Genomic DNA, 19,657 nt, shown 5'->3' with positions numbered 1-19,657 from the left:
TGGCCCTCAGTTGATCATTCCAAGCAACCTGTCCCGATCGGAACGCGTCGCCAGGCGCCGAATGATGATGCGGCCCTCGGCATCCCGCATTTCATATTGGTCGCTGTCGATGCGTTCGCTGAGTCCGTTCGAATGCACCACGCCAATGCTCGGGCCGCTCACCTCGACCCGGTCTCCTGTGGATGCGTTGACAAAGAGTTTTGGCTTGCTATCGGGGTTTACCGCAGGGGCGGGATCAGGGAGATTGTCGTCCTGCGACTTTGCTTTGCCCTTGCCGGCACCAGCGTTCGAGTTCGAATTGCCGGAGTTTCCACCCGAATTGCCCGAATTCCCGTTCCCGTTCCCGTTCCCGCCATTGCCGTTGCCGTTCCCGCCATCTTTGGCCCAGGCAGCCTGCGGGCCATCGAACACGACGCGATAGGGGCTTACGACGAGAATGAAGGTCAAGACGACTACAGAAATGCCGACACGACGTCCTCGTGAAGATCCGGTCCTTCGTTTCCGGGTCGTCATCAATGAACTTGCCCGTCGCATGTCGGAACTCCCCTTAATCATACGGCTCTGTCGTACTGCCTCCTGTTCGAATTCGTGTGATGCTTAAAACAATGGTTTGCGTCCGGAACGTCAAGGCCCACCAGTCCCACGATGGTAACTGGTGGGTCTCGCTAGCGCAGGAAGGGACTATTTACTGCGCAAGTCTTTTGCCTTCCTTTGGTTGCGTCTCTCCGCGGTAGCGCCGACTTCCACCGTCAGCCAACAATAAATCCAATGGCCGCGACCCCGAAACACAGGCCAAATAACGGAAAAAGCAGCCAACGTGCCTGGTGAATGCTCGGGTCCATGGCGGCCTCCTGTAACAGTCGGCATCGCAACGGGGCTCCTCGGAACTCAGTTCCTGAAACTCTCGCATTTCGGGCTTTTGCGATAGCAGCCTCGGACCAAAGTTTGGCTGTGCGGGTCCTTGGTCGATAGGCTTACAGACTGAAGTCCCTATGCCAGGAGCCTGCCCTGCATTCGGCGACCTTTGTGTCCAACTGGCAGCTGCGATCCACCGCCCCTTCGAATGCTTTGCGTTTCTGGCTCTATGGCAGCAACGCCGTTGGTCTACTGCCGCATCGTTGAAACGCCACCAATGCAGACCTATATGCGAATTGCGTCGGATGTCTCCTCCCATTGCGTCCGGCGCGTTCCCCTCTGGAGGTTATAGACCTTCACACTTGGCCGGGCTTAACAACCCGGCCTTTTCTTTTGGCATTTGTATAATCGCCTGATGGCCCTAGTTTGCGAGACATCGGTAAAATCGATTTGCAAATGCATTCAAGTGCCCATAGCCTGTCACCATGAGCACGATTTCCAAAGTTGCCACGCGAGCGGGCGTGTCGCGCACGACCGTGTCGCATGTCATCAACCATGCGGACCGGGTATCGAAATCGCTGCGTGAGCGCGTACAAGCGGCGATCGACGAACTCGGCTACACCCCGAACCCGCAGGCGCAGAGCCTGCGCACCGGCCGTACCAACATTATCGCGATGCTGATCCCGGACATCCGCAACCCGTTCTATCCGGAGCTGGTGAAAACGGCGCAGTCGACGCTCGAAGTGGTCGGCCTCGACATGCTGATCTTCAACACCGACGTGCCGGGCGGACATTCACAGGATCACGGCCGCGAGTATTTGCGCCAGATCGGTCGCAAGCGGGTCGACGGCGTCATCGTTGCCGACTTCGCGCTGCACGGCATGCACAGCGAACTGCTCAGCCTCGATCTGCCCGCCGTCTTCATCGGCCATCTGCCGAACCATGCTGTCGACAGCGTCCAGCTGGACGATTTCGGCGGCGGCTATCTGATGGGCGAGTATCTGGCGAAGAGGGGCCATCGCCGCGTCGCCCATGTCACCGGGCCATCCTTTTTCAAGGAGGCGATGGCGCGCGCCGCCGGTTTCGAAAAAGGGCTCGCCGACAATGGCGTGCCAATCTCCGCCGATCTGCGGTTCGAGGGAAGCTATCTTGCCCCGTCAGGGCGGGAAGCGGTCACCTGGCTCAGGGAGAAGCACGGCGGAAACCTGCCGTCGGCGATGTTCTTCGCCAATTATCTGATGGCCTCCGGTGCGCTGACCGAATTCTACGACCATGGGATCAATATCCCTCAGGATATCGCCATCGCAGTCTTCGATGACCTGCCTCAACTGGAATATGTCAGGCCGAAGCTGACCTGTGTCGGCAACAGTCCGACAATGCTTGCCAAGCGCGCCACGGAAATGCTGCTCGAACGGCTGGGCGGCAAAGTCGAGGGCGCGCCGCGCACCGAAGTGATCCCATGCGCGTTGAGCCCATTCGACAGCGCGTGACGCCAGATGCCGGCAAAGGGAACGGAGGTCCCTTCGCCAACGTTCGACCGAACAACATCCAAGGGAGGAATTGATGACTGACAAAACGACCCGCGACCGGCCATTGGCCAGCCTGAATCGCCGTCGGCTGATCCAGGGCGGCGCCACTTTCGCTGCCGCCGGCCTCACAGGCTTCCCGTTCATCAACAGGATGGCCGTGCGCGCTCAGGAAGCGCCGCTGAAATTCTGGCAGTTCTATGCGCCTGGCGGAGACGTGAAGCCGCAGGTCCAGTGGTTCGAGAAGCTGGTGGCCGACTGGAACGACGGCCACGACCAGAAGGTCGAGCTCGAATATGTCGTCAACAGCGAGTACATCTCCGGTTCCAAGCTGGCAACGGCCTTCGCGTCGGGCGAGGGTCCTGACATCTTCCTCATCAGCCCCGGCGATTTCCTGCGTTATTACAATGGCGGCGTGCTTGCCGACCTGACGCCGCATATCGAGGATGCCGCCAAAGCCGATTTCCCGGAAAGCGTCATCGCCAACCGCATGGTGGACGGCAAGATCTACGGTGTGCCGATGGAAGTCGAGCCGATGGCCTTCTACTATTCGGTCAAAGCCTTCGAGGATGCAAAGCTCAACGAGAACGACGTGCCGAAGACCTGGGACGAGCTGTTGGCGGTCGCCAAAAAGCTGACGACGCCCAGTCGCTACGGCGTGCTGTTCGAAACGACTCCCGGCTATTACCAGAACTTCACCTGGTATCCGTTCCTGTGGCAGGGCGGCGGCGAATTCCAGGGCAAGGACGGCAAGAGCGCCTTCGATTCGCCGGCCACCGTCCAGGCGCTGAAACTCTGGCAGGATGCCATCAATACCGGCGTGGCGCCGCGTCAAGTGGTCGGCGGTGGTTTCGACATAGTCGCCAATCTCGGGGCAGGGCTGTGCGCCATGCAGAACTGCGGCATCTGGGGCATTTCGGCGATGGACAACAACGCCAAGGACGTGCCCTACGGCATCTTCAAATTGCCGACGCCGGCCAATGGCAAATACGTCACTGTCGGCGGCGGCTGGGCCTTCGTCGCCAATGCCGGGGGCAAGAACCCAGATGCCTCCGCCCAGTTCTGCGCCTGGGCGCTGGCCTCGATGGACCAGGCCTCGATCGACCGTGTCGTCAACTGGTGCACGGTCGCCAAGAGCGACATGCCGCCGCGCAACAGCGCGCTGAAGGCCGGCGCCGATGTCTTCAGCACGGGCAAGTTCGGCACCTTCGCCAAGGAGATCCACCCGGGAACGCGTGCCGAGCCGCGGGTTCCGCCGGAGGCGTACAAGATCATCTCCGACGCCATCCAGTCGGCACAGCTTGGCGGGGTTGATGCCCAGCAGGCGGCGACGACGGCCAGTCAGCAACTCGATGCGTTCCTCGCTTCCTATTCCGGCGCGCCGATCCTTTAGGCCCTTTCCAGCATGGATCAGTTGAAACCGCCAGCCGCGGGCGCGAATTCCGCCCGCGGCCTCACCGCCAAGCAAAGGGAGCGCTGCGCCGCATGGCTGTTCGTCCTGCCCGATGCGGTTGGCCTACTGGTGTTCGTCGGCGTGCCGATGCTGCTGTCGCTCGCCGTCGGGTTCTTCGAGGTCAACGGCTTCGGCGGCTACAGGTTCGTCGGGTTCGGCAATTACAGGCGCATGTGGGGCGACCCGCTGTTCTGGTCGTCCGTGAAGGTGACCGTAGCCTATGCCGTCATGCTGGTGCCGGCGCTCTACGTCGCCGGACTGGGACTGGCGCTTCTGGTGCAGAAGACCAACCGCTTCAACGCGGTCATGCGCTCGATGTTCTTTGCGCCGCAGATGGTCAGCCTGGTCGTGGTGGCGCTCGTGTGGCAGCTCATGCTGGTCGAAAAGGTCGGCATCGTCAGCCGGCTGGCGCCGCTCGTCGGTCTCGGCGGAATTTCGCTGCTCGGCGATCCAAATCTGGCGCTGTTCACGCTGGTGCTGGTCAGCGTCTGGTTCCTGATGGGTTTCTACATGCTGATCTTCCTCGGCGGGCTCCAGGACATCCCGGCAGAGTACTACGAAGCCGCAAAGATCGACGGTGCCGGGCCGGTGACAAGCTTCTGGTACATTACTTTGCCCTTGCTTAAGCCGACCAGCTTCTTCGTCCTCCTGGTCTCGCTCGTCGCGGCTGTCGCCGGCGGCCAGGTCTTCGACCTGATCTATGTGATGACCAAAGGCGGGCCGGTCAATTCGACCTCGGTGCTGATCATCTACATCTACAAGCAGGCGTTCCAGTTCGGCGCCTTCGGCTATGCATCGGCAATGGCATCGCTGCTGGTGCTGGCGCTGATGCTGGTCACGGTCTTCTTCTTCGTGCTGACGCGCGGCGGACGTTTCGAGCATGACTGACGGCCGAACTCATTCCGGCCGTTCGCAGATACGAGCGGCGAGGCTTGCCTGGATGCTGGCGACCGCAGCGCTTGGCCTGATGACGGTGTTCCCGCTTGTCTGGATGCTGGTCATCTCGCTCAAGCCGGCGAGCGACGTCTTCACGCCGAGCCTCATTCCGGAACGGCCGACGCTCGGCAATTTCCTCTATGTGCTGACCGAGGTGCCGTTCCTGCGCTATCTCTTCAATTCGTTCTTTGTGTCGGCCACAGTAACCGTCGCTGCGCTGTTCTTCCATTCGATGGCCGGCTATTCGCTCGCACGGCTGCGTTTTCCGGGCCGCGACATTCTGTTCCTCGCCATGTTCTCGACCTTCCTGGTGTCGCTGCCAGTAATCATCGTGCCGCTGTTCATTTTGACGCGGACGCTGCACATGTTGGACAGCTATGCCGGGCTGATCATTCCGGCGATCTTCAACGCGTTCGGCATCTTTCTGCTCAGGCAATACTACCTGTCGCTGCCCAGGGAACTGGAAGAAGCCGCGATCATGGACGGCGCCGGCTACTGGCGCATCTATTGGAGCATCATCCTGCCGCTCAGCCGGCCGATCCTGTCGGCACTGGCGATCCTGTTCTTCCTCGCCAACTGGAACGCTTTCCTGTGGCCGTTGACGATCACATCGGACCTCAACCTCTGGGTGGTGCAGGTAGCCATTGCGAACTTCAAGAGCCAGTACGCCGCCGCCTGGAATTATGTCATGGCCGCCTCGACCATCGTCGCCGTGCCGATGCTGGTCCTCTTCGTGATCTTCACGCGCCAGATCATGGAATCCATCAAGACAAGCGGCCTGAAATAACCGCTGAAGCAAGAGGAGAAACACATGGATAATGCCGGCCTGTCGCCGCTTCGCGGGCTCGCCAAATTGCGCGACGCCAAAACCCGCCGGTTCTCAAGCTACGACCGCACCGGCGGCAATGACGACCGGCTGCACATTGAACCCGGCCAGACGGTGGTGATTGCCGAGCATGACGGTGCCGGCATCGTCACGCATATCTGGGCGACGCTCGCCTGCGAGAGCGAGGCGTTCCTGCGCAAGATCGTATTGCGCGCCTATTGGGATGGTGAGGCACATCCGAGCATCGAAACGCCGATCGGCGATTTCTTCGGCATGGGCCATGCCCGCACCCGCAATTTTGCCAGCCTGCCGGTGCAGGCAAGTCCAGAGGATGGCAAGGCCTTCAACTGCTACTTTCCGATGCCGTTTGCCAGCCACATGCGCTTCACCGTCACCAATGAGGCTGAGGACGACCTGCTTTTCTATTACTATGTCGATCTCGAACTGCATGAGGAACTCGAGGAAGGCCTGGGCCGCTTCCACGCCCAATACAGGCAGCAGCGACCTGACGGCATAGACGAGACGGGGCTGGCCAACGAGCAGGTCCTGTTTGGCGGGGAAAACACCGACGGGAACGGCAACTACACCATCCTGGAGGCGGAAGGTCATGGCCACTATGTCGGCGTACTCTATTCCGTCTATTCGCGGCGGCGTTCCGCACTATGGGACTGGTATGGCGAGGGCGACGACATGATCTTCGTCGATGGCGAGCCGGGCATTTCCGTGCCGGATACAGTGCGCAAGCCCGATCCGCGCATCGGACCGAAGGCCGAACTGATCGACGATCGCGGCGAGACCGGCCCCGGCGCCAACGATGCCTGGCCGCCGACGCTGCACGGCACCGGCACGGAAGATTATTTCAATACGGCATGGTGCCCGACACAGGACTACAGCGCGCCCTATCACGGCATCATCGCCGCCGGCGGGCCGAACTGGACCGAGCCGGTTACGCTCTATCGCTGGCACATAGAGGACCCGGTCATCTTCCACAAACGCATCCGGGTGACCATCGAGCACGGTCACGCCAATCGCCGCTCGGACGACATTTCGTCGGTCGCCTTCTGGTATCAGGCCGAACCGCACAAACCGTTCGAAGCGCTTGTCGATGTCGAGGACCGCATCCCCACCTATCGCGCGCCTTATCACAATTGGAATGCCGCCTTCGACGAGAAGAGGCGTTAGGCCGGGATGCGTTCGAATTGAACCGTGCATCCCGCGCTATCTGTGTCGGGGCACGACCCTGCCGCAGCGTGCCGTCTCAGCTGCGAGGTGGAAGTTGCTGGACAGACCAGGTGTTGCCGTCGGGATCCTCAAAGAAGACAAATCTGCCCCAGGGAAAATCCTTGATATCGCTGACCTCGATACCTTGAGCGGCCAGGTACCGGTGAGCCTCATCGATATCGGGCACGACGAGTTGCAGGCCCCTTATGGATCCCGGGGGGCTGTCGACGAGGCCCTTGCCCATGGCAATCGAACAGGCCGAACCGGGCGGCGTCAATTGCACGAAACGTATCTCGTCGCTTACGGTGTGGTCGTGATCGAGATGAAAGCCGACCTTCCCAACATAAAAGGCAATTGCTCTATCGACGTCCGATACGGGGACCGGGACCAGCTCCAGCTTCCAATCCATGACAGCCCTTTCGCAGCTTGATCGCCAAGTGGTGCCGAACACCGTGGGCGCCATCCCGCCATCTTCCCAATGCCATTGTCGGCGCGGGCCGCTCAGTCAGTCAAGAGATACCCGGGCTCGGGCAACGTGAGGACTGGTCTCATTGCTGAGACGGCGTTCGGAACCGATGAGCACAAGCTCAGTTAGGCGGAGGACAACCACCTTTCGGATCAGCAAGGCCGACTTTAATGATCGGAACGCAGGCGCCGAATACAACTGTGGGAAGGTTGAACGGGCGTGGTTGACGCGCGAAGGGATTGCTTGGAAGCGACGCTCGCCGAAGCCGGCGAGATCGTCGGACGGCGAAGCCGAAGCGCAATTATGCCGTGAATGCCTACGATTCGGCCTGCCTTCTCCTTGCCGCGATCAAAGACGCCAGCACTGTATCCAAGGGACATCCGAGCCGGCGCGACGTTCTGGCGGCGGTGCACAATATCCGTTTCAAGGGAATCGCTTATCGCGAGCCCGTTCGGTGGGATGAAAAGGGTGACAATCTGGCCGCTGTGACTGCACTCAACGGGGTGAAAACGGCCGCTTCCGACAGATCGCCGAAATCCAGCAGATGCAGAGTGTCGAGCAGACCTGACGCCGACAGGCTCTCCGACCGAACCGGTTTCCGCCGCTTTGCCAGGACGATTTTCACAGGACCACGAAACAATAATCTCCGGTCGCCGTTTCGCCCGCAGAACCTTTCGAGGAGGCGACGATGAGCGCAACCGGCTTGGACGTTTTTGACAAAACGCTGCAAATAACAAACATCTGGCTTGACGAGATCATGGCGGATCTTGGTCCGGATCGACACGTGGCCTGGCATACATTGGGCGCCGTTCTGCGAACCCTTCGCGACAGGCTGCAGATCGGACTGGCGGCCAAATTGGGAGCGGAACTGCCGCTGCTCGTGCGCGGCGCCTACTATGATCGCTATCGGCCCGCCGACATGCCCGACAAGACACGCTCGCTCGAGAAGTTCCTGCAACACATCGCCGATGAATTGAAATCGACCCGTCCTGTCGATCCCGAGGATGCGGCACGCTCAGTGCTGCGTGTGCTTGCACGGCATATAGACCTTGGCCAGTCGGCAAAGGTGCGGGATGCGCTGCCAAAGGAAATCCAGGTCCTCTGGCCTGAAAGCGTGGGCGTCAAATAGCGGCGATCCTGCTCATGCGGACGCGCGACGGACCAACTGCCACGAAACGCTGAAAAGGGTAGGTATTGCGCCCGGTGTTGCCGAGATCAATGAGATCAGATGATCGGCAAGATGGTCGTAGTGGGCAGTTTCGGGGCCGATTGTCGTCAATGCCGGATGGCTGAATTCGCCCTCGTCGATATTGCCGCAGCCGATGACTGCAATGTCGCCGGGCACGGAGAGGCCGGCCTCCTCGAATGCGTGCAGGGCGGTCACGGCGGCAAGATCGGATTCGACGAAAAGCGCGGTCGGCCGATCCGCGCGGGCGGCCAGCGCCGTAGCATTGGCAAACGCAGCCTTGCGCGCCTCTGCACCGCCGATCACCAGGTCGTCTCGCAGCGGAAGGCCGCGTGTTTGCAGGAAGCTGCGATAGGCGGCGAGACGGCTCCCGTCCACCGCTTGCTCATGCACCATATAGGCGATGCAGCGATGGCCGGCTCGGTAGAGGTAGTCGAGTGCCTCGAAGACGGCCCTGCCGGTATGCTGGCGCACAACCGAGAAGCCTGCCGGCTCGATGGTCGGATGGAAGATCACCGCTGGCCGGCCCGCGGCCGCCAGGCGCGCGGCCAAGAGCATCACCTCGGGCTCGGAGAGATGCTGCCAGTCGGCGATAATGCCGTCTGCCAGCCCGCTCTCGATTTCCCTCACGATCCGGTCGGTTCGTTCGCAGGTGTCTCCCGCGGTGATAATTGTCGAAAATCCCCTCAGCGCCGCTCCAGATTGGATATCCTGCGCGATCCGGTCGCTGAACGGCACGCCGAGACGAGGCAGTACAAGGCAGATTCGCTCGGCCTGCTGGCGGCGCAGCTGCCGCGCGGTGCGGTTTTGCACATAGTTGAGCTCAGCGACGGCCTCGAGGATGCGCTGCCGCGCCTCCTTGCCGACGAACTTCAGGCGCGTGCTGTCGCCGCTGAGCAGGTACGACACGGCAGCGGTCGATACATTGGCGCGCCGGGCGACATCGGCCATGGTCGGCGCCTTTCTGCGATCGGAACTTCTCTCGTGCATTGTTGGATCCGCTGCGCGACGTGACATGATCAGCTGTCGCTCAGCCGGATTTCATTCCAGCTTCCATGCCCGGCGGCAAGGATCTCGGGCCTTGCCTCGCCGGCCTCCTCCATCAGGGCAACGATGCGGCCTCGCAGCCATGCACGCGTCGCTGCGTGATCGGGCGAAGCTATGAGATTGATTAGTTCGTTTGGATCGGCATCGAGGTCGTAGAGTCTCGCCTCGACATAGAAATCGCTGCCGGAATCCCGCCAGCCGTCTTTTCCCGGTGCCTCGACCTCATATTTCCACCGTCTGGTGCGCAAGGCGCGGCCGACATGGTGCTCGCTGATTTGAATGAATATCTCGTCGCGCGGCGGCCGTTCGCCCTGCAGTGCGTCGAGCAGCGAGACGCCCTGCATCGAATTGGGCACTTTCAGGCCGGCCGCGGCGAGCAGGGTCGGCGCGAGATCGACGAGGCTGACCAGGCCTTCATATGTGCCGATGCGCTGGAAGCCGGGGCCGTGGAATAGCGTCGGCACGCGGATCGACGCCTCATGACAGGAACGCTTGTATTCGTTGTTGCGAGTCTTGAAGTGACATCCGTGGTCGGAGGTGAAGAGGATGATCGTGTCGTCAAGCCGGCCAAGGCTGTAGAGCGCCTCGATCAGCCGTCCAAACGCCTCGTCGAGGCGTGCGACCATGCCCAGATAGCCGGGGAAATGTTCCGCTGTCGTGCCGCCAAGTGCGGCGAGATCGCCGGGAATGGCGAGCTTCTTGCGGATCCTGTCCTCGTATCCGAGCGGGGCAGGGTAGTTGTCCGTCTGGTTCTGGTGATGCGGCTCGAGGAAGGACAGGAATAGAAAGAACGGCTCGTCTTCCCTCGATGCGACATAGCGGATTGCAGCGTCGGTTAGGGCATCGACGCGGTATCCCGGCAGCTTCACCGCCTTGCCGTCATTGTCGTGGACGACGGTGTCGAAGGGGCCGGAAGTGAACTCCAGGATGTTGGAGGCCAGCCAGTAGCGATAGCCGCCGCGTTGTTCCTGGGTGACCGGCTCGGCGGACCCCAGGTGCCACTTGCCGATGTAGGCGGTGTCATAACCTGCCGCGGTGAAATGATGCGCGAGCGTGCGCTCGCTCTTCGGCAGTGGGATGTCGTTGCGGTAGCAGCCGGTGATGGTCGGGTACCGCCCCGTCTGGAATACGGAGCGGGCGGGTCCGCAAACGGGCTGGCAGGTAAACGAATTCGCCACGAACGTGCCGGTCCCGGCGAGGCGGTCGAAATTTGGCGTAAGCTCGAGCGGATTGCCATGGACGCCAACGGTGTCCCAACGCTGCTGGTCGGTGAAGAAGACGATTACGTTCGGTCGGCGGGACGTCATAGGGTGCAATGGCTCCGAATGGTCATTTCATGCCTGCCAGCATCACGCTGCGGACGAAGTAGCGCTGCGTGAAGAGGAACAGCAGCAGGCTCGGGATGAAGAGAATGATCCCGCCCGTCGCCGTCAGGTTCCACTGGGTGAAGAATTCCTGGTTGAAAAGCGTCAGTCCCGTCGTGATCGGCCGCATTTCGGTGGTGTTGACGGCGACCAGCGGCCAGAGGAATTCGTTCCACTGGAACACGAAGGTGAGGAGGGCCAGCGTCGCCAGTGCCGGACGGACCTGCGGCAGCACGATGCGCCAGTAAAGGCCGAGTTCCGAGCAGCCGTCCATCCGTGCAGCGTCAAGCAACTCGTCGGGAATCGGACGGATGAACTGCCGCATCAGGAAGATTCCATAGGCGCTCATGGCGAATGGAAGGATAAGGCCCTGATAGGTGTTGAGCCATCCCATCCGCGCGGTGAGCACATAGAGCGGGATCATGCGGATGAAGAATGGGATCATCAGCGTAGACAGCACCGCGACAAACATGACGCGCTTACCGGCGAATTCCATCTTCGCGAAGACGTAGCCGATCAACGGATCGAAGATCAGATGGAGGAAGGTAATCCCGCCGGCGATGATGAAGCTGTTGAGCGTGAAACGCGCGAACGGCGCCTTCTGCCAGATGTCGATGTAATTCGTGAATTGCCACGTCTCGGGGATCAGAATCGGAATGCCGCTGAAGACGTCGGCATCGCTCTGCAGCGACAGCGAAAGCATGTAGAGGAACGGAAAGATCGACAGCGCCACGCAGAAGAGCAGCAGTAGGTAGGACGGGAGCGTTTTTGCCAATGTCATGCCAACCTCAATAGGTGGTTTCGCGGTTGAGCAGGCGGAACTGAACGAAGGTGATGGCCAGGATCAGCAGGAACATCAGGAAAGACAGCGCCGAGGCGTAGCCGATGTTGAGCTCGAAGAAGGCTGCCTCGAACACGTGCAGGCTGAAGAACCGCGTCGCGTCGGCCGGTCCGCCCTTGGTTATCAGGTAGGCCGGCGCCAGCTCCTGCAGTTGGCTGATCGTGCTGACGACCGCGATGAACAGCGTGGTCGGCGTCAACAACGGCCAGGTCAGATAGCGGAATTGCTGCGTCGGCGTGGCGCCGTCGATGGATGCGGCATCATAGAAGTCGGACGGGATCGACTGCAACGCGGAGAGGTAGATCAGCATGGCATAGCCGACATCCTTCCAGACCGTGATGGCGATGAGGGTCGGCAACGCGGTCGAGGTGTCGCCGAGCCAATTCTGGGTCGGCAGCCCAAGCTCGGCAAGGAAGCTGTTCAAGATGCCAGTGTAGGGATCGAGAATTGCCTGCCACATCAACGCGACGATCACGAAGGAGGTGATGTAGGGAAAGAAGATGATTGCGCGGATCAGAGTGCGCCCCGGGATCGGCCGGTTGAGCACGACCGCCAGTCCGAGGCCAATGGCGATGCTGGCCGCGGTGACGCCTATCGCGAAGGCCAGCGTCACGAAGAGCGACTGCCGAACGCGCGCGTCGCCGAGCGCAGCAACGTAGTTGTCCAATCCGGCGAATCGGCTCTCGCCGATCAGCGGCTGGCCGCTGTACAGGCTCGCCCAAAACTCTAGTCCGATCGGATAGAAGAAATAGACCGAGAAATAGAGGATTGCTGGCGACAGCAGCAGGTAAGCGAGAAGCGTTTGCCGGGTGCGCCGGCTGAAGCGGCCAGTTCGCCGGGTCGGCATCGCGCCGACGCGAATGTCCGTATCGGCCGTATCGGTGCTGCCGCTGATAAACATCGGCCTAGTTGTTGGCCAGGATGACGTTGGCCTCGGCCGCGAATTTCGGCATGATCTCGGCTGCTGGCTTCTGATTGTAGATGATATCCTCGAGCGCGCTTTGCAGGAGCTTCTCGATTCGCGCGTGCTTGCCGGTGAGGCGCAGCTCGGCGGTGACGTCTTGCGCGTAAGGCAGGCATTTGCTGAAGCTGCCGATGACCGGATCGGCCTGAACCTCGGCGTTGTTGGCCCAGGATTTGCGCGGCATCGTCATGCCCGCTTCCTTGGTAGCCGCCAGTTCCGTGTCGAGCGCGACGAGCCGCTTCAACAACTCCCAGGCCTCCTTCGGGTGCTTGGCGTCCTTAGGGATCATCACGCTGACGCCGCCCGCGAACGTCGCCTGCACCTTGTGCTTGAGTGATGGCGCAACCGCCCAGTTGAGCTTCGGGTTGCCCGAGCGGATCGGCTTCACGTCCCACGGACCGGTTATGATCATGGCGACCCGGTTGGCCGTGAACAGCTTTTGCGGACCCTCATAGTCAGCACCCGCCGCCGGCTTGGTCGCTGCTTTTTCCTTGTGGATCAGGTCGGCGAGGAACTGGATCGCTTCGATCGCCTCTGGACTGTCGAGATTGACCTTGTTTGTCTTGGGATCGTAGTAGGTCACGCCGTTCTGCAGCAGCCACGACGAGTAATATCCGATGCTCGGGTTGGGAGCGAAGCCGAAGCGGGCGCCGGTCGTCGTCGCCTTGGCAACCTTCAGGAACTCCTCCCAGGTCGCAGGCGGCGCGTCGAAGCCCGCCTGCTTCAGCATATCGACGTTGTAGACGAGGGTGGCGCAGGTGAGGTGGATCTGGACGCCATAGTACTGGTCGCCGAGCTTGTTACGCTCGACGGAATAGGCTTGCCAGTCGTCGGGATAGCCGATCGTCTTGCCGTCTTGTTGGATGAAGTCGTTCAGCGGCCGCAGCAGATTCCGCTGGCCGAATTCCTGCACCCAGCCGCCGGGTTCGGCGACAAGATCGGGCGGACTCTTCGCCGCAAAATCCGCCACCAGCTTGGTGCGCATATCCGGCCACTGGAATTTCTCCCACTGCACCGACCATCCGGGATGATCGGCCTCGAACTTTGCTATTGCGTCGGCATAAGCTTGATAGGCGTGGCCGGCGTTCCAATAGAGCGTCAGGGTCTCGGCATGGGCTGCACTCGCGGTCGTCAGGGCCACGCCTAAAACCACACCGTGCAGGAACCCGACTGACTTGTAGCGGCGCATCTTGGTCTCCTCCAGGTTTGCCACCGCCTTCCTCACAATGGATGGCGACATATTATTCGATTAATATACCCGCTATACCGCAGTTTTTGTCAAGCTCCGACTGTAATGCAGTGCATAGTTCTGGCCGAACTCGGGCGGAGCTATCTACAGCGCGCGATGCCGAAGTTGCTGCCGGTACCCGATCTGGACGATCGCGGCCTAACCTGGAAAGATCGTGAAACCGCCATCGACGCGGATTACCTGCCCGTTGATGAAGCGCGCGCGCGGACCGGCGAGGAAGGCAACCGCGTCGGCGATCTCTTCAGGCTCCGCATACCGGTTCAGCGATTTCTTGCTCGAATCCATGCGCTGTGGATCGACCACGCGGCTCGCCTGGAACCGCGCCGTCTTGGTGGCGCCGGGGCTCACCGCATTGACGCGTACGCCATCGTCGATCAGTTCCTTGGCGAGGCAGCGCGTATAATGGACAACAGCCGCCTTGAGCGTCGAGTAGACCACCTCGGGCGAGCAGCCGATATGCGCTGCCGCCGAGGCGATGTTGATCACCGAGCCCGAGCCACGCTTGACCATCGGCGGAACGAACGCCTGGCAGACCAGCATCGTGCCGATGAGGTTGTTCTCGGTTAGAACCTTGATGTCTTCGTAGTCGATGTCCAGTGCGTTGTTGGGATTGGGCTTTACGCCCTTGGCGCCGATGTCGCCGCCGGCGCAGTTTACCAAGATGTGCACGTCGCCGAGCTCCGCCTCGATCTTCCTCTTCATTTCCGCGACAGCTTGCTTGTCGCCGATGTTGCCGGTGACCGCGGTGATGCGCGTCCCGTGCTTCTCCAAGCCCCTGGCAGAGTCGCCGAGGTCCGCGAATTCGCCATATTGAGATGGCCGGGCCCAATCGAGGTCGTGGACCGCGACGTTTGCGCCAAGTTCGGCCAAGCGGTCGGCCATCACGCGGCCGAGGCCGCGTCCCGAGCCGGTGACGAAGGCGGTCAGGCCGCTGAGTTCTCGGGCAGTCATGCTGATTTCTCCATTGCAATGAAATCGAATTTCATCATGTTGGCGGCGCTGCGCCGGATCATGTCGAGCTCGTACGAAACGAGCGCACCGTCATCATCGCGCTCCCATGGCGTGCGGTAGTCGGCGTCGTCCCCAAGGCGGTTCAGGCGCGCAGCACTCAGGCAGGCCGCGAATTCGCGGGCGGTCTTCGGCGCATATCCGTTCCACCAGTCGTCGGTGAGACAGCGAACGTGACGAGCCTCCAGCGCGCCGGGCTCAAGCACCGCCGTCAGCGTGTCGTGGTGCTCGCCAAGGATGGCTGCCAGTTCGGCGAAAGGCACGGCGCCGTCGCCGATCGCGCAGCGGACCAGACGGTAGCCCTCATCCGTGAACTGGACGCGATAGTCCTTGAGGTGAACGTGGCGGACATGGGGCGCGATCCGGCGCGTGAAGGCAAGCGGCGCCTCGCCGACAGGAAAGGTGTTGCCGGTGTCGTAGGTGATGCCGACACCCGGTCCGCCAAGTTCGCAGAACGCAACCAGTTCGTCGCTGCCGAAGTCCTGATGGTTCTCGATGCCGAGCACGCGTCCCTCGGCCGCCGCACGCGGCCCCCATTCCGTCAAGGCAGCGCGAATCGTTGCGTTGAACTCGCTCCATTTCGGACCCCACGCATTGCGGTCGCCGCACAGGACAGGCGTCAGTGCGATACGGATCGTCGTCGCCTCGAGCAGGCGCGCAGCCCGGAAGGCGGTGTCCAGCGGACCTGCCACCACCAGTCCGCCGCTCACCACCGGGACGATGTCCAGCGCGGCAAGACGCCTGCGCAGCGCGACGATTTCGGCGTCAGTCAAGTCGGTCAACCAGGGTTCGTAGATCTCGAGCGTGCGTGCGCCCAGTTCCTGCCCCAGCGTGATGAAGCCTTCCAGCCCCGCGCCGTGCGGATTGTGCCGCGGCGTGCCGCGGCCCTGCAGTCCGAGATGATAGGTCAGTCCGTAGGGGTTGAGGCCGAGACGAAGCATCAGCTTGGCGGTTCCAATGGAGAGCGGAGAGGCGTCACTAGCGCAGACCGGCATCGACGGTAATGGACTGTTTGGTGATCATGCGGCTGTCGTCGGCTGCCAGGAAGAGCACCGTGCGTGCAATCTCCTCGCCCAGCAGGACGCGGCGGATCAATTGCCGCTGCACCGTCTGGTCGACTGCCTCCTGCGTCTTGAACCACAGCTCGCGCTGCCGCTCGGTCATGACGGCGCCGGGTTCGATCGCATTGACGCGGATGTTATCCGGTCCGAATGACCGCGCCAACGCACGCGTCAGCGCCACCACGGCCCCCTTGGCGGTGGCATAGGCCACCATCTGGTCCGCTCCGAACCGCCAGGCAATGGAGGAGAAGTTTATGATCGAGCCGAAGCCGAGTTCCTTCATATGCGGATGCACTGCCTGCGCGGCGAAGAAGTGATGCCTCAGATTGACATCGAAGCTGCGGTCCCAATAGTCGGCCGTTATCGCGTCGAGGGGATGGCGCTGATCATTGGCTGCGTTATTCACCAGGACGGCGACCGGACCAAGCCGCGCGCGTACGCGTGCTACCGACGCCTTTAGCGCATCGACGTCGGTCACATCGCAATGGAGATATAACGGAGCCTGCCCGGCGGCACCAGCGAGCTCGCGCACCAACGCCTCCGCTGGTTCGTCCTGCACATCGAGAAAGGCTATCCGGGCGCCGTTCGCCACGAAGGCGCGGACCATATCGGCGCCAATACCGGAGGCGCCGCCGGAGATCAGCACGACCCGATCGGTCAAGCTTGGATAAGTCGCGAATTGTACGGACATCAAACTACAGAAGCGCCTTGGTTGTTGGATCGAACAGACAGGCGCGCGACATGTCGATGCCGAGCGTTATCGTCTCGCCCATGACGGGAGCGTCATCCGGCTCGAAACGGCCGGTGATCTCCAGGTCACCCAGCCTGAGCACGGCAAGCGTCTCGGCCCCGGTAGGCTCGACCAATTCGACCGGCGCCTGCATGGACACTACAGCAGGTTTGCGCGACTTCAGATCGGTCGTGAAACGGTAGATGTGTTCCGGCCGGATACCGAGCACGACGTCCTTTGGCGCGCCGGCGGGCATCGGCGCGGCAAGGGCGAGGCTGACGTCGCTGCCGTCAGCGGCGCGTACCGAGATGCTGGTCGAGCCCGTAAGCCGGGCGGGAATGAAATTCATCGCCGGCGATCCCATGAAACCGGCAACGAACATGTTGGTCGGCCGGTCGTAGATCCGTTTCGGCGTGTCGAACTGCTGTACCGAGCCCTGGTTCATCACCGCAATGCGGGATGCAAGCGTCATCGCCTCGACCTGATCATGGGTGACATACACCGTGGTCTTGCCGACGCGATGGTGAAGCTTCTTGATTTCGGTACGCATGTCGACGCGCAGCTTGGCGTCGAGGTTGGACAAGGGCTCGTCGAACAGAAACAGCTTCGGGTCGCGCACGAGGGCACGCCCCATCGCAACGCGCTGCCGCTGGCCTCCCGAGAGCTGGCCGGGCTTGCGTTTAAGCAGCTGTTCGATCTGCAGGAGTGCGGTAACCCGCTTGACAGCTTCCGCCTGCGCCGCTTTTGGCACGCCGCGGCTCTCCATGCCGAAGGTGATGTTCTGGCGCACCGTCATGGTGGGATAGAGAGCGTATGACTGGAACACCATCGCAATATCGCGGTCCTTGGGTTGCACCGAGTTCACCAGCCGGTCGCCGATCCATATCTCGCCCGACGTGACGGTTTCCAGTCCGGCGATCATGGCGAGCAAGGTTGACTTGCCGCAACCCGACGGGCCGACAAGGGCGACGAATTCTCCGGTCTTAGCCTCGAGATCGATGCCGGCAAGAATCTCGAGCGAGCCGTAGCTCTTGTGAAGGTTGCGGATCATCAACGCGGACATGGGCGACGCCTCATTTTATGGCGCCCTGGGTGAGGCCGCGCACGAAGTATTTTCCACCAAACAGATAGATCAGCAGCGGAGGCAACGCGCCGATCAGCACGGCTGCGCTCATCACATCGTAAGCACGCGCGGTCGTGCCGCCGGCCGTGAGCGCGACCAGTGCCGCTGTGATCGGCTGCTGCTGGCCCGATGTGAAGACGACGCCGAACAGATACTCGTTCCAGATGCCGGTGAACTGCCAGATGACGGTGACGATCAGGATGGGCGGCGACAGGGGCAGGATGATCTTGCGGAAGATCCGCCAGAACCCGGCGCCGTCGATGCGTGCCGCCTTGATCAGGTCGTCCGGTATGCTGACGTAGAAATTGCGGCAGAACAGGGTGGTGAACGAGATGCCCTGGACGACGTGGATCAACACCAGCCCGTATGTGGAATTGGTCAGGCCGAGCTTGCCGAGCAGGAACGCCCACGGCATCAACGAAATCTGGCCGGGCATGAATACGCCGAGCAGCATCAGATTGAAGATCAGTTCGGAGCCCCTGAAGCGCCATTTGGAGAGGATGTAGCCGTTCATGGCGCCGAGAATGGTCGAGATGATGGTGGCGGGGATCGTCATGGCCAGGGAGTTGAAGAAATTGCGCTTCATTCCCTCGCAGGTACCGCTGACGCAGTAGGATCCCCAGGCCTGCGCCCACGCATCGAACCGGAAGCTGCGCGGTACGGAGATGAGGCCGTTGCGGGCAATCTCCGACTGCTCGCGCAACGAGTTGAAGATCACCACCAGTAGCGGCACGAGATAGACGACCGCGAAAAGCGTCAGCACGGCATAGACAAGGAAGCGGCTCCAGAAATGCCGGCGCGTGGCAGCGGCTTCTTCCGGATCAAAACGGGCATTAGGGCCAATTTCAGCCATTGCGGCCCTCCGCCCGCCGGCGCCAGACGATCCACAAGGAGTACGGCACCAGCACCACCGCGACCGCCGCGAGCATCATCATCGCCGCGGCGGCACCTTCGCCGATTTGGCCGCGCTGGAACATCAGGTCGTAGACATAGATGGCGGGGAAGGTGGTGGACACACCTGGGCCGCCTCGCGTCAACGCCGCCACTAGGTCGAAGGTCTTGATGGCGAATTGTATCTGAATGACCGCCACCGCCAGGAATATCGGAGCGATGGTTGGCAGGATGACCCTCCGATAGGTCCGGAATACCGACGCGCCGTCGATTTGCGCGGCTTTGACGAGATCCGGATCGACCGACCGCAGACCGGCCAGGAAAAGTGCCATTGCGAAGCCGGACGACTGCCAGATACCGGTTATGATCACCGCATAGATCGCAGTGTTGCGGTTGGCCGTCAGGGCGAAGCTGAAGTCGGTCCAGCCAAGCCCGCGAACGAAGGCCTGGATACCGTCGACAGGATTATAGAGCCAACTCCACACCGTACCGGTGACGATGAAGGACACCGCCAACGGATAGAGGAAGATGGTGCGCCAAACCGCCTCGCCGCGGACGCGCTGGTCGATCGCGATCGCGAGCAGCAGGCCAACGGCCATCGAGCCAACGATATAGAAGCCGCTGAACAGGAAGAGATTGGTATAGGCGATGTTCCAGCGCCGGTTTGCCCAGAGCGAAGCGTAATTGTCCAGGCCGACGAACCCATAGGTCGGCAACAGCGACGAATTGGACAGCGAGATGTAGAGCGTCCAGAGCGTGAAGACGAAAACATAGATGAAACTCGCCGCTATCGACGGCGCCAGCACCAGAATGGGCACCATCGTGCCCAGGCGCTCGCGCCACGGACGGGCCGCGGCAGCTGCGGCTGGTACAATCAGATCATGGGTGGACATCGGGCTGCTCCGGCGAG

The 19,657-nt window shown here is 61.5% G+C and carries 19 protein-coding genes; 6 read left to right on the top strand and 13 right to left on the bottom strand.

Going from position 1 to position 19,657, the window contains the following annotated elements; all coding sequences use genetic code 11:
* Positions 1 to 6: 6 nt before the first annotated feature.
* Positions 7 to 447 carry a hypothetical protein gene (locus NKH04_RS04815; RefSeq protein ID WP_352918185.1) on the bottom strand — a complete coding sequence of 147 codons (441 nt, stop codon included), beginning with the start codon at positions 445 to 447 and terminating at the stop codon, positions 7 to 9.
* Positions 448 to 1,340: 893 nt separating this feature from the next.
* Here NKH04_RS04815 and NKH04_RS04810 point away from each other — a divergent pair.
* The 5 genes from NKH04_RS04810 to NKH04_RS04790 all read left to right on the top strand — a co-directional run bounded on the left by NKH04_RS04810 (position 1,341) and on the right by NKH04_RS04790 (position 6,778).
* Positions 1,341 to 2,345 carry a LacI family DNA-binding transcriptional regulator gene (locus NKH04_RS04810; RefSeq protein ID WP_352918183.1) on the top strand — a complete coding sequence of 335 codons (1,005 nt, stop codon included), beginning with the start codon at positions 1,341 to 1,343 and terminating at the stop codon, positions 2,343 to 2,345.
* A gap of 73 nt (positions 2,346 to 2,418) precedes the next feature.
* Entirely contained in the window at positions 2,419 to 3,774 is a 1,356-nt protein-coding gene (locus tag NKH04_RS04805; protein WP_023675491.1) for an ABC transporter substrate-binding protein, read from the top strand.
* 12 nt (positions 3,775 to 3,786) lie between these two features.
* On the top strand, positions 3,787 to 4,722 hold the full coding sequence (locus NKH04_RS04800; RefSeq protein WP_352767192.1) for a carbohydrate ABC transporter permease: 936 nt from the start codon (positions 3,787 to 3,789) through the stop codon (positions 4,720 to 4,722).
* On the top strand, positions 4,715 to 5,557 hold the full coding sequence (locus tag NKH04_RS04795; RefSeq protein ID WP_353044043.1) for a carbohydrate ABC transporter permease: 843 nt from the start codon (positions 4,715 to 4,717) through the stop codon (positions 5,555 to 5,557). Before NKH04_RS04800 ends, NKH04_RS04795 begins: the two co-directional genes overlap by 8 nt.
* A 24-nt stretch (positions 5,558 to 5,581) precedes the next feature.
* The gene (locus NKH04_RS04790; RefSeq protein WP_352833851.1) at positions 5,582 to 6,778 is read left to right on the top strand and encodes a glycoside hydrolase family 172 protein; all 1,197 of its coding nucleotides are present in this window, start codon (positions 5,582 to 5,584) and stop codon (positions 6,776 to 6,778) included.
* A 76-nt stretch (positions 6,779 to 6,854) separates the two neighbouring features.
* Here the strand turns inward: NKH04_RS04790 and NKH04_RS04785 are convergent, their stop codons facing one another.
* A complete protein-coding gene (locus NKH04_RS04785; protein WP_352615424.1) occupies positions 6,855 to 7,226 on the bottom strand; it encodes a VOC family protein in 372 nt (123 codons plus the stop codon).
* Between the two features lie 745 nt (positions 7,227 to 7,971).
* Between NKH04_RS04785 and NKH04_RS04780 the strand changes: the two genes are divergently transcribed.
* Positions 7,972 to 8,412, top strand: a complete 441-nt coding sequence (locus NKH04_RS04780; RefSeq protein ID WP_352448133.1) for a DUF2267 domain-containing protein — start codon at positions 7,972 to 7,974, stop codon at positions 8,410 to 8,412.
* 12 nt (positions 8,413 to 8,424) lie between these two features.
* Here NKH04_RS04780 and NKH04_RS04775 read toward each other — a convergent pair whose 3' ends face one another.
* The 11 genes from NKH04_RS04775 to NKH04_RS04725 all read right to left on the bottom strand — a co-directional run bounded on the left by NKH04_RS04775 (position 8,425) and on the right by NKH04_RS04725 (position 19,640).
* Positions 8,425 to 9,420: a LacI family DNA-binding transcriptional regulator gene (locus tag NKH04_RS04775; RefSeq protein WP_352918180.1), complete on the bottom strand. Its 996-nt coding sequence runs from the start codon at positions 9,418 to 9,420 to the stop codon at positions 8,425 to 8,427.
* Between the two features lie 68 nt (positions 9,421 to 9,488).
* Complete coding sequence (locus NKH04_RS04770) at positions 9,489 to 10,823, bottom strand: sulfatase family protein (RefSeq protein ID WP_352539304.1); 1,335 nt, start codon at positions 10,821 to 10,823, stop codon at positions 9,489 to 9,491.
* Between the two features lie 22 nt (positions 10,824 to 10,845).
* Complete coding sequence (locus NKH04_RS04765) at positions 10,846 to 11,661, bottom strand: carbohydrate ABC transporter permease (RefSeq protein ID WP_352539303.1); 816 nt, start codon at positions 11,659 to 11,661, stop codon at positions 10,846 to 10,848.
* A 7-nt stretch (positions 11,662 to 11,668) separates the two neighbouring features.
* A complete protein-coding gene (locus NKH04_RS04760) occupies positions 11,669 to 12,622 on the bottom strand; it encodes a carbohydrate ABC transporter permease (RefSeq protein WP_352833859.1) in 954 nt (317 codons plus the stop codon).
* A gap of 4 nt (positions 12,623 to 12,626) precedes the next feature.
* Positions 12,627 to 13,874 carry an ABC transporter substrate-binding protein gene (locus NKH04_RS04755; RefSeq protein WP_352918178.1) on the bottom strand — a complete coding sequence of 416 codons (1,248 nt, stop codon included), beginning with the start codon at positions 13,872 to 13,874 and terminating at the stop codon, positions 12,627 to 12,629.
* Positions 13,875 to 14,072: 198 nt separating this feature from the next.
* Positions 14,073 to 14,885 carry an SDR family NAD(P)-dependent oxidoreductase gene (locus tag NKH04_RS04750; RefSeq protein ID WP_352918176.1) on the bottom strand — a complete coding sequence of 271 codons (813 nt, stop codon included), beginning with the start codon at positions 14,883 to 14,885 and terminating at the stop codon, positions 14,073 to 14,075.
* Complete coding sequence (locus tag NKH04_RS04745; RefSeq protein ID WP_352918174.1) at positions 14,882 to 15,883, bottom strand: sugar phosphate isomerase/epimerase family protein; 1,002 nt, start codon at positions 15,881 to 15,883, stop codon at positions 14,882 to 14,884. Before NKH04_RS04745 ends, NKH04_RS04750 begins: the two co-directional genes overlap by 4 nt.
* 37 nt (positions 15,884 to 15,920) lie before the next feature.
* Positions 15,921 to 16,694, bottom strand: a complete 774-nt coding sequence (locus NKH04_RS04740) for an SDR family NAD(P)-dependent oxidoreductase (RefSeq protein ID WP_352994495.1) — start codon at positions 16,692 to 16,694, stop codon at positions 15,921 to 15,923.
* A gap of 4 nt (positions 16,695 to 16,698) precedes the next feature.
* Positions 16,699 to 17,796: an ABC transporter ATP-binding protein gene (locus tag NKH04_RS04735; protein ID WP_353044042.1), complete on the bottom strand. Its 1,098-nt coding sequence runs from the start codon at positions 17,794 to 17,796 to the stop codon at positions 16,699 to 16,701.
* A gap of 10 nt (positions 17,797 to 17,806) precedes the next feature.
* A complete protein-coding gene (locus NKH04_RS04730) occupies positions 17,807 to 18,709 on the bottom strand; it encodes a carbohydrate ABC transporter permease (protein ID WP_352539299.1) in 903 nt (300 codons plus the stop codon).
* Positions 18,702 to 19,640, bottom strand: a complete 939-nt coding sequence (locus NKH04_RS04725) for a carbohydrate ABC transporter permease (RefSeq protein WP_352466746.1) — start codon at positions 19,638 to 19,640, stop codon at positions 18,702 to 18,704. The genes NKH04_RS04730 and NKH04_RS04725 overlap by 8 nt, the downstream gene beginning before the upstream one ends.
* Positions 19,641 to 19,657: the final 17 nt, after the last annotated feature.

It is taken from the genome of Mesorhizobium sp. M1365 (assembly GCF_040317865.1).
Lineage (GTDB): Bacteria > Pseudomonadota > Alphaproteobacteria > Rhizobiales > Rhizobiaceae > Mesorhizobium.
The sequence above is the reverse complement of the archived record's forward strand: the minus strand, read 5'-3'. Positions and strand labels throughout refer to the sequence as shown.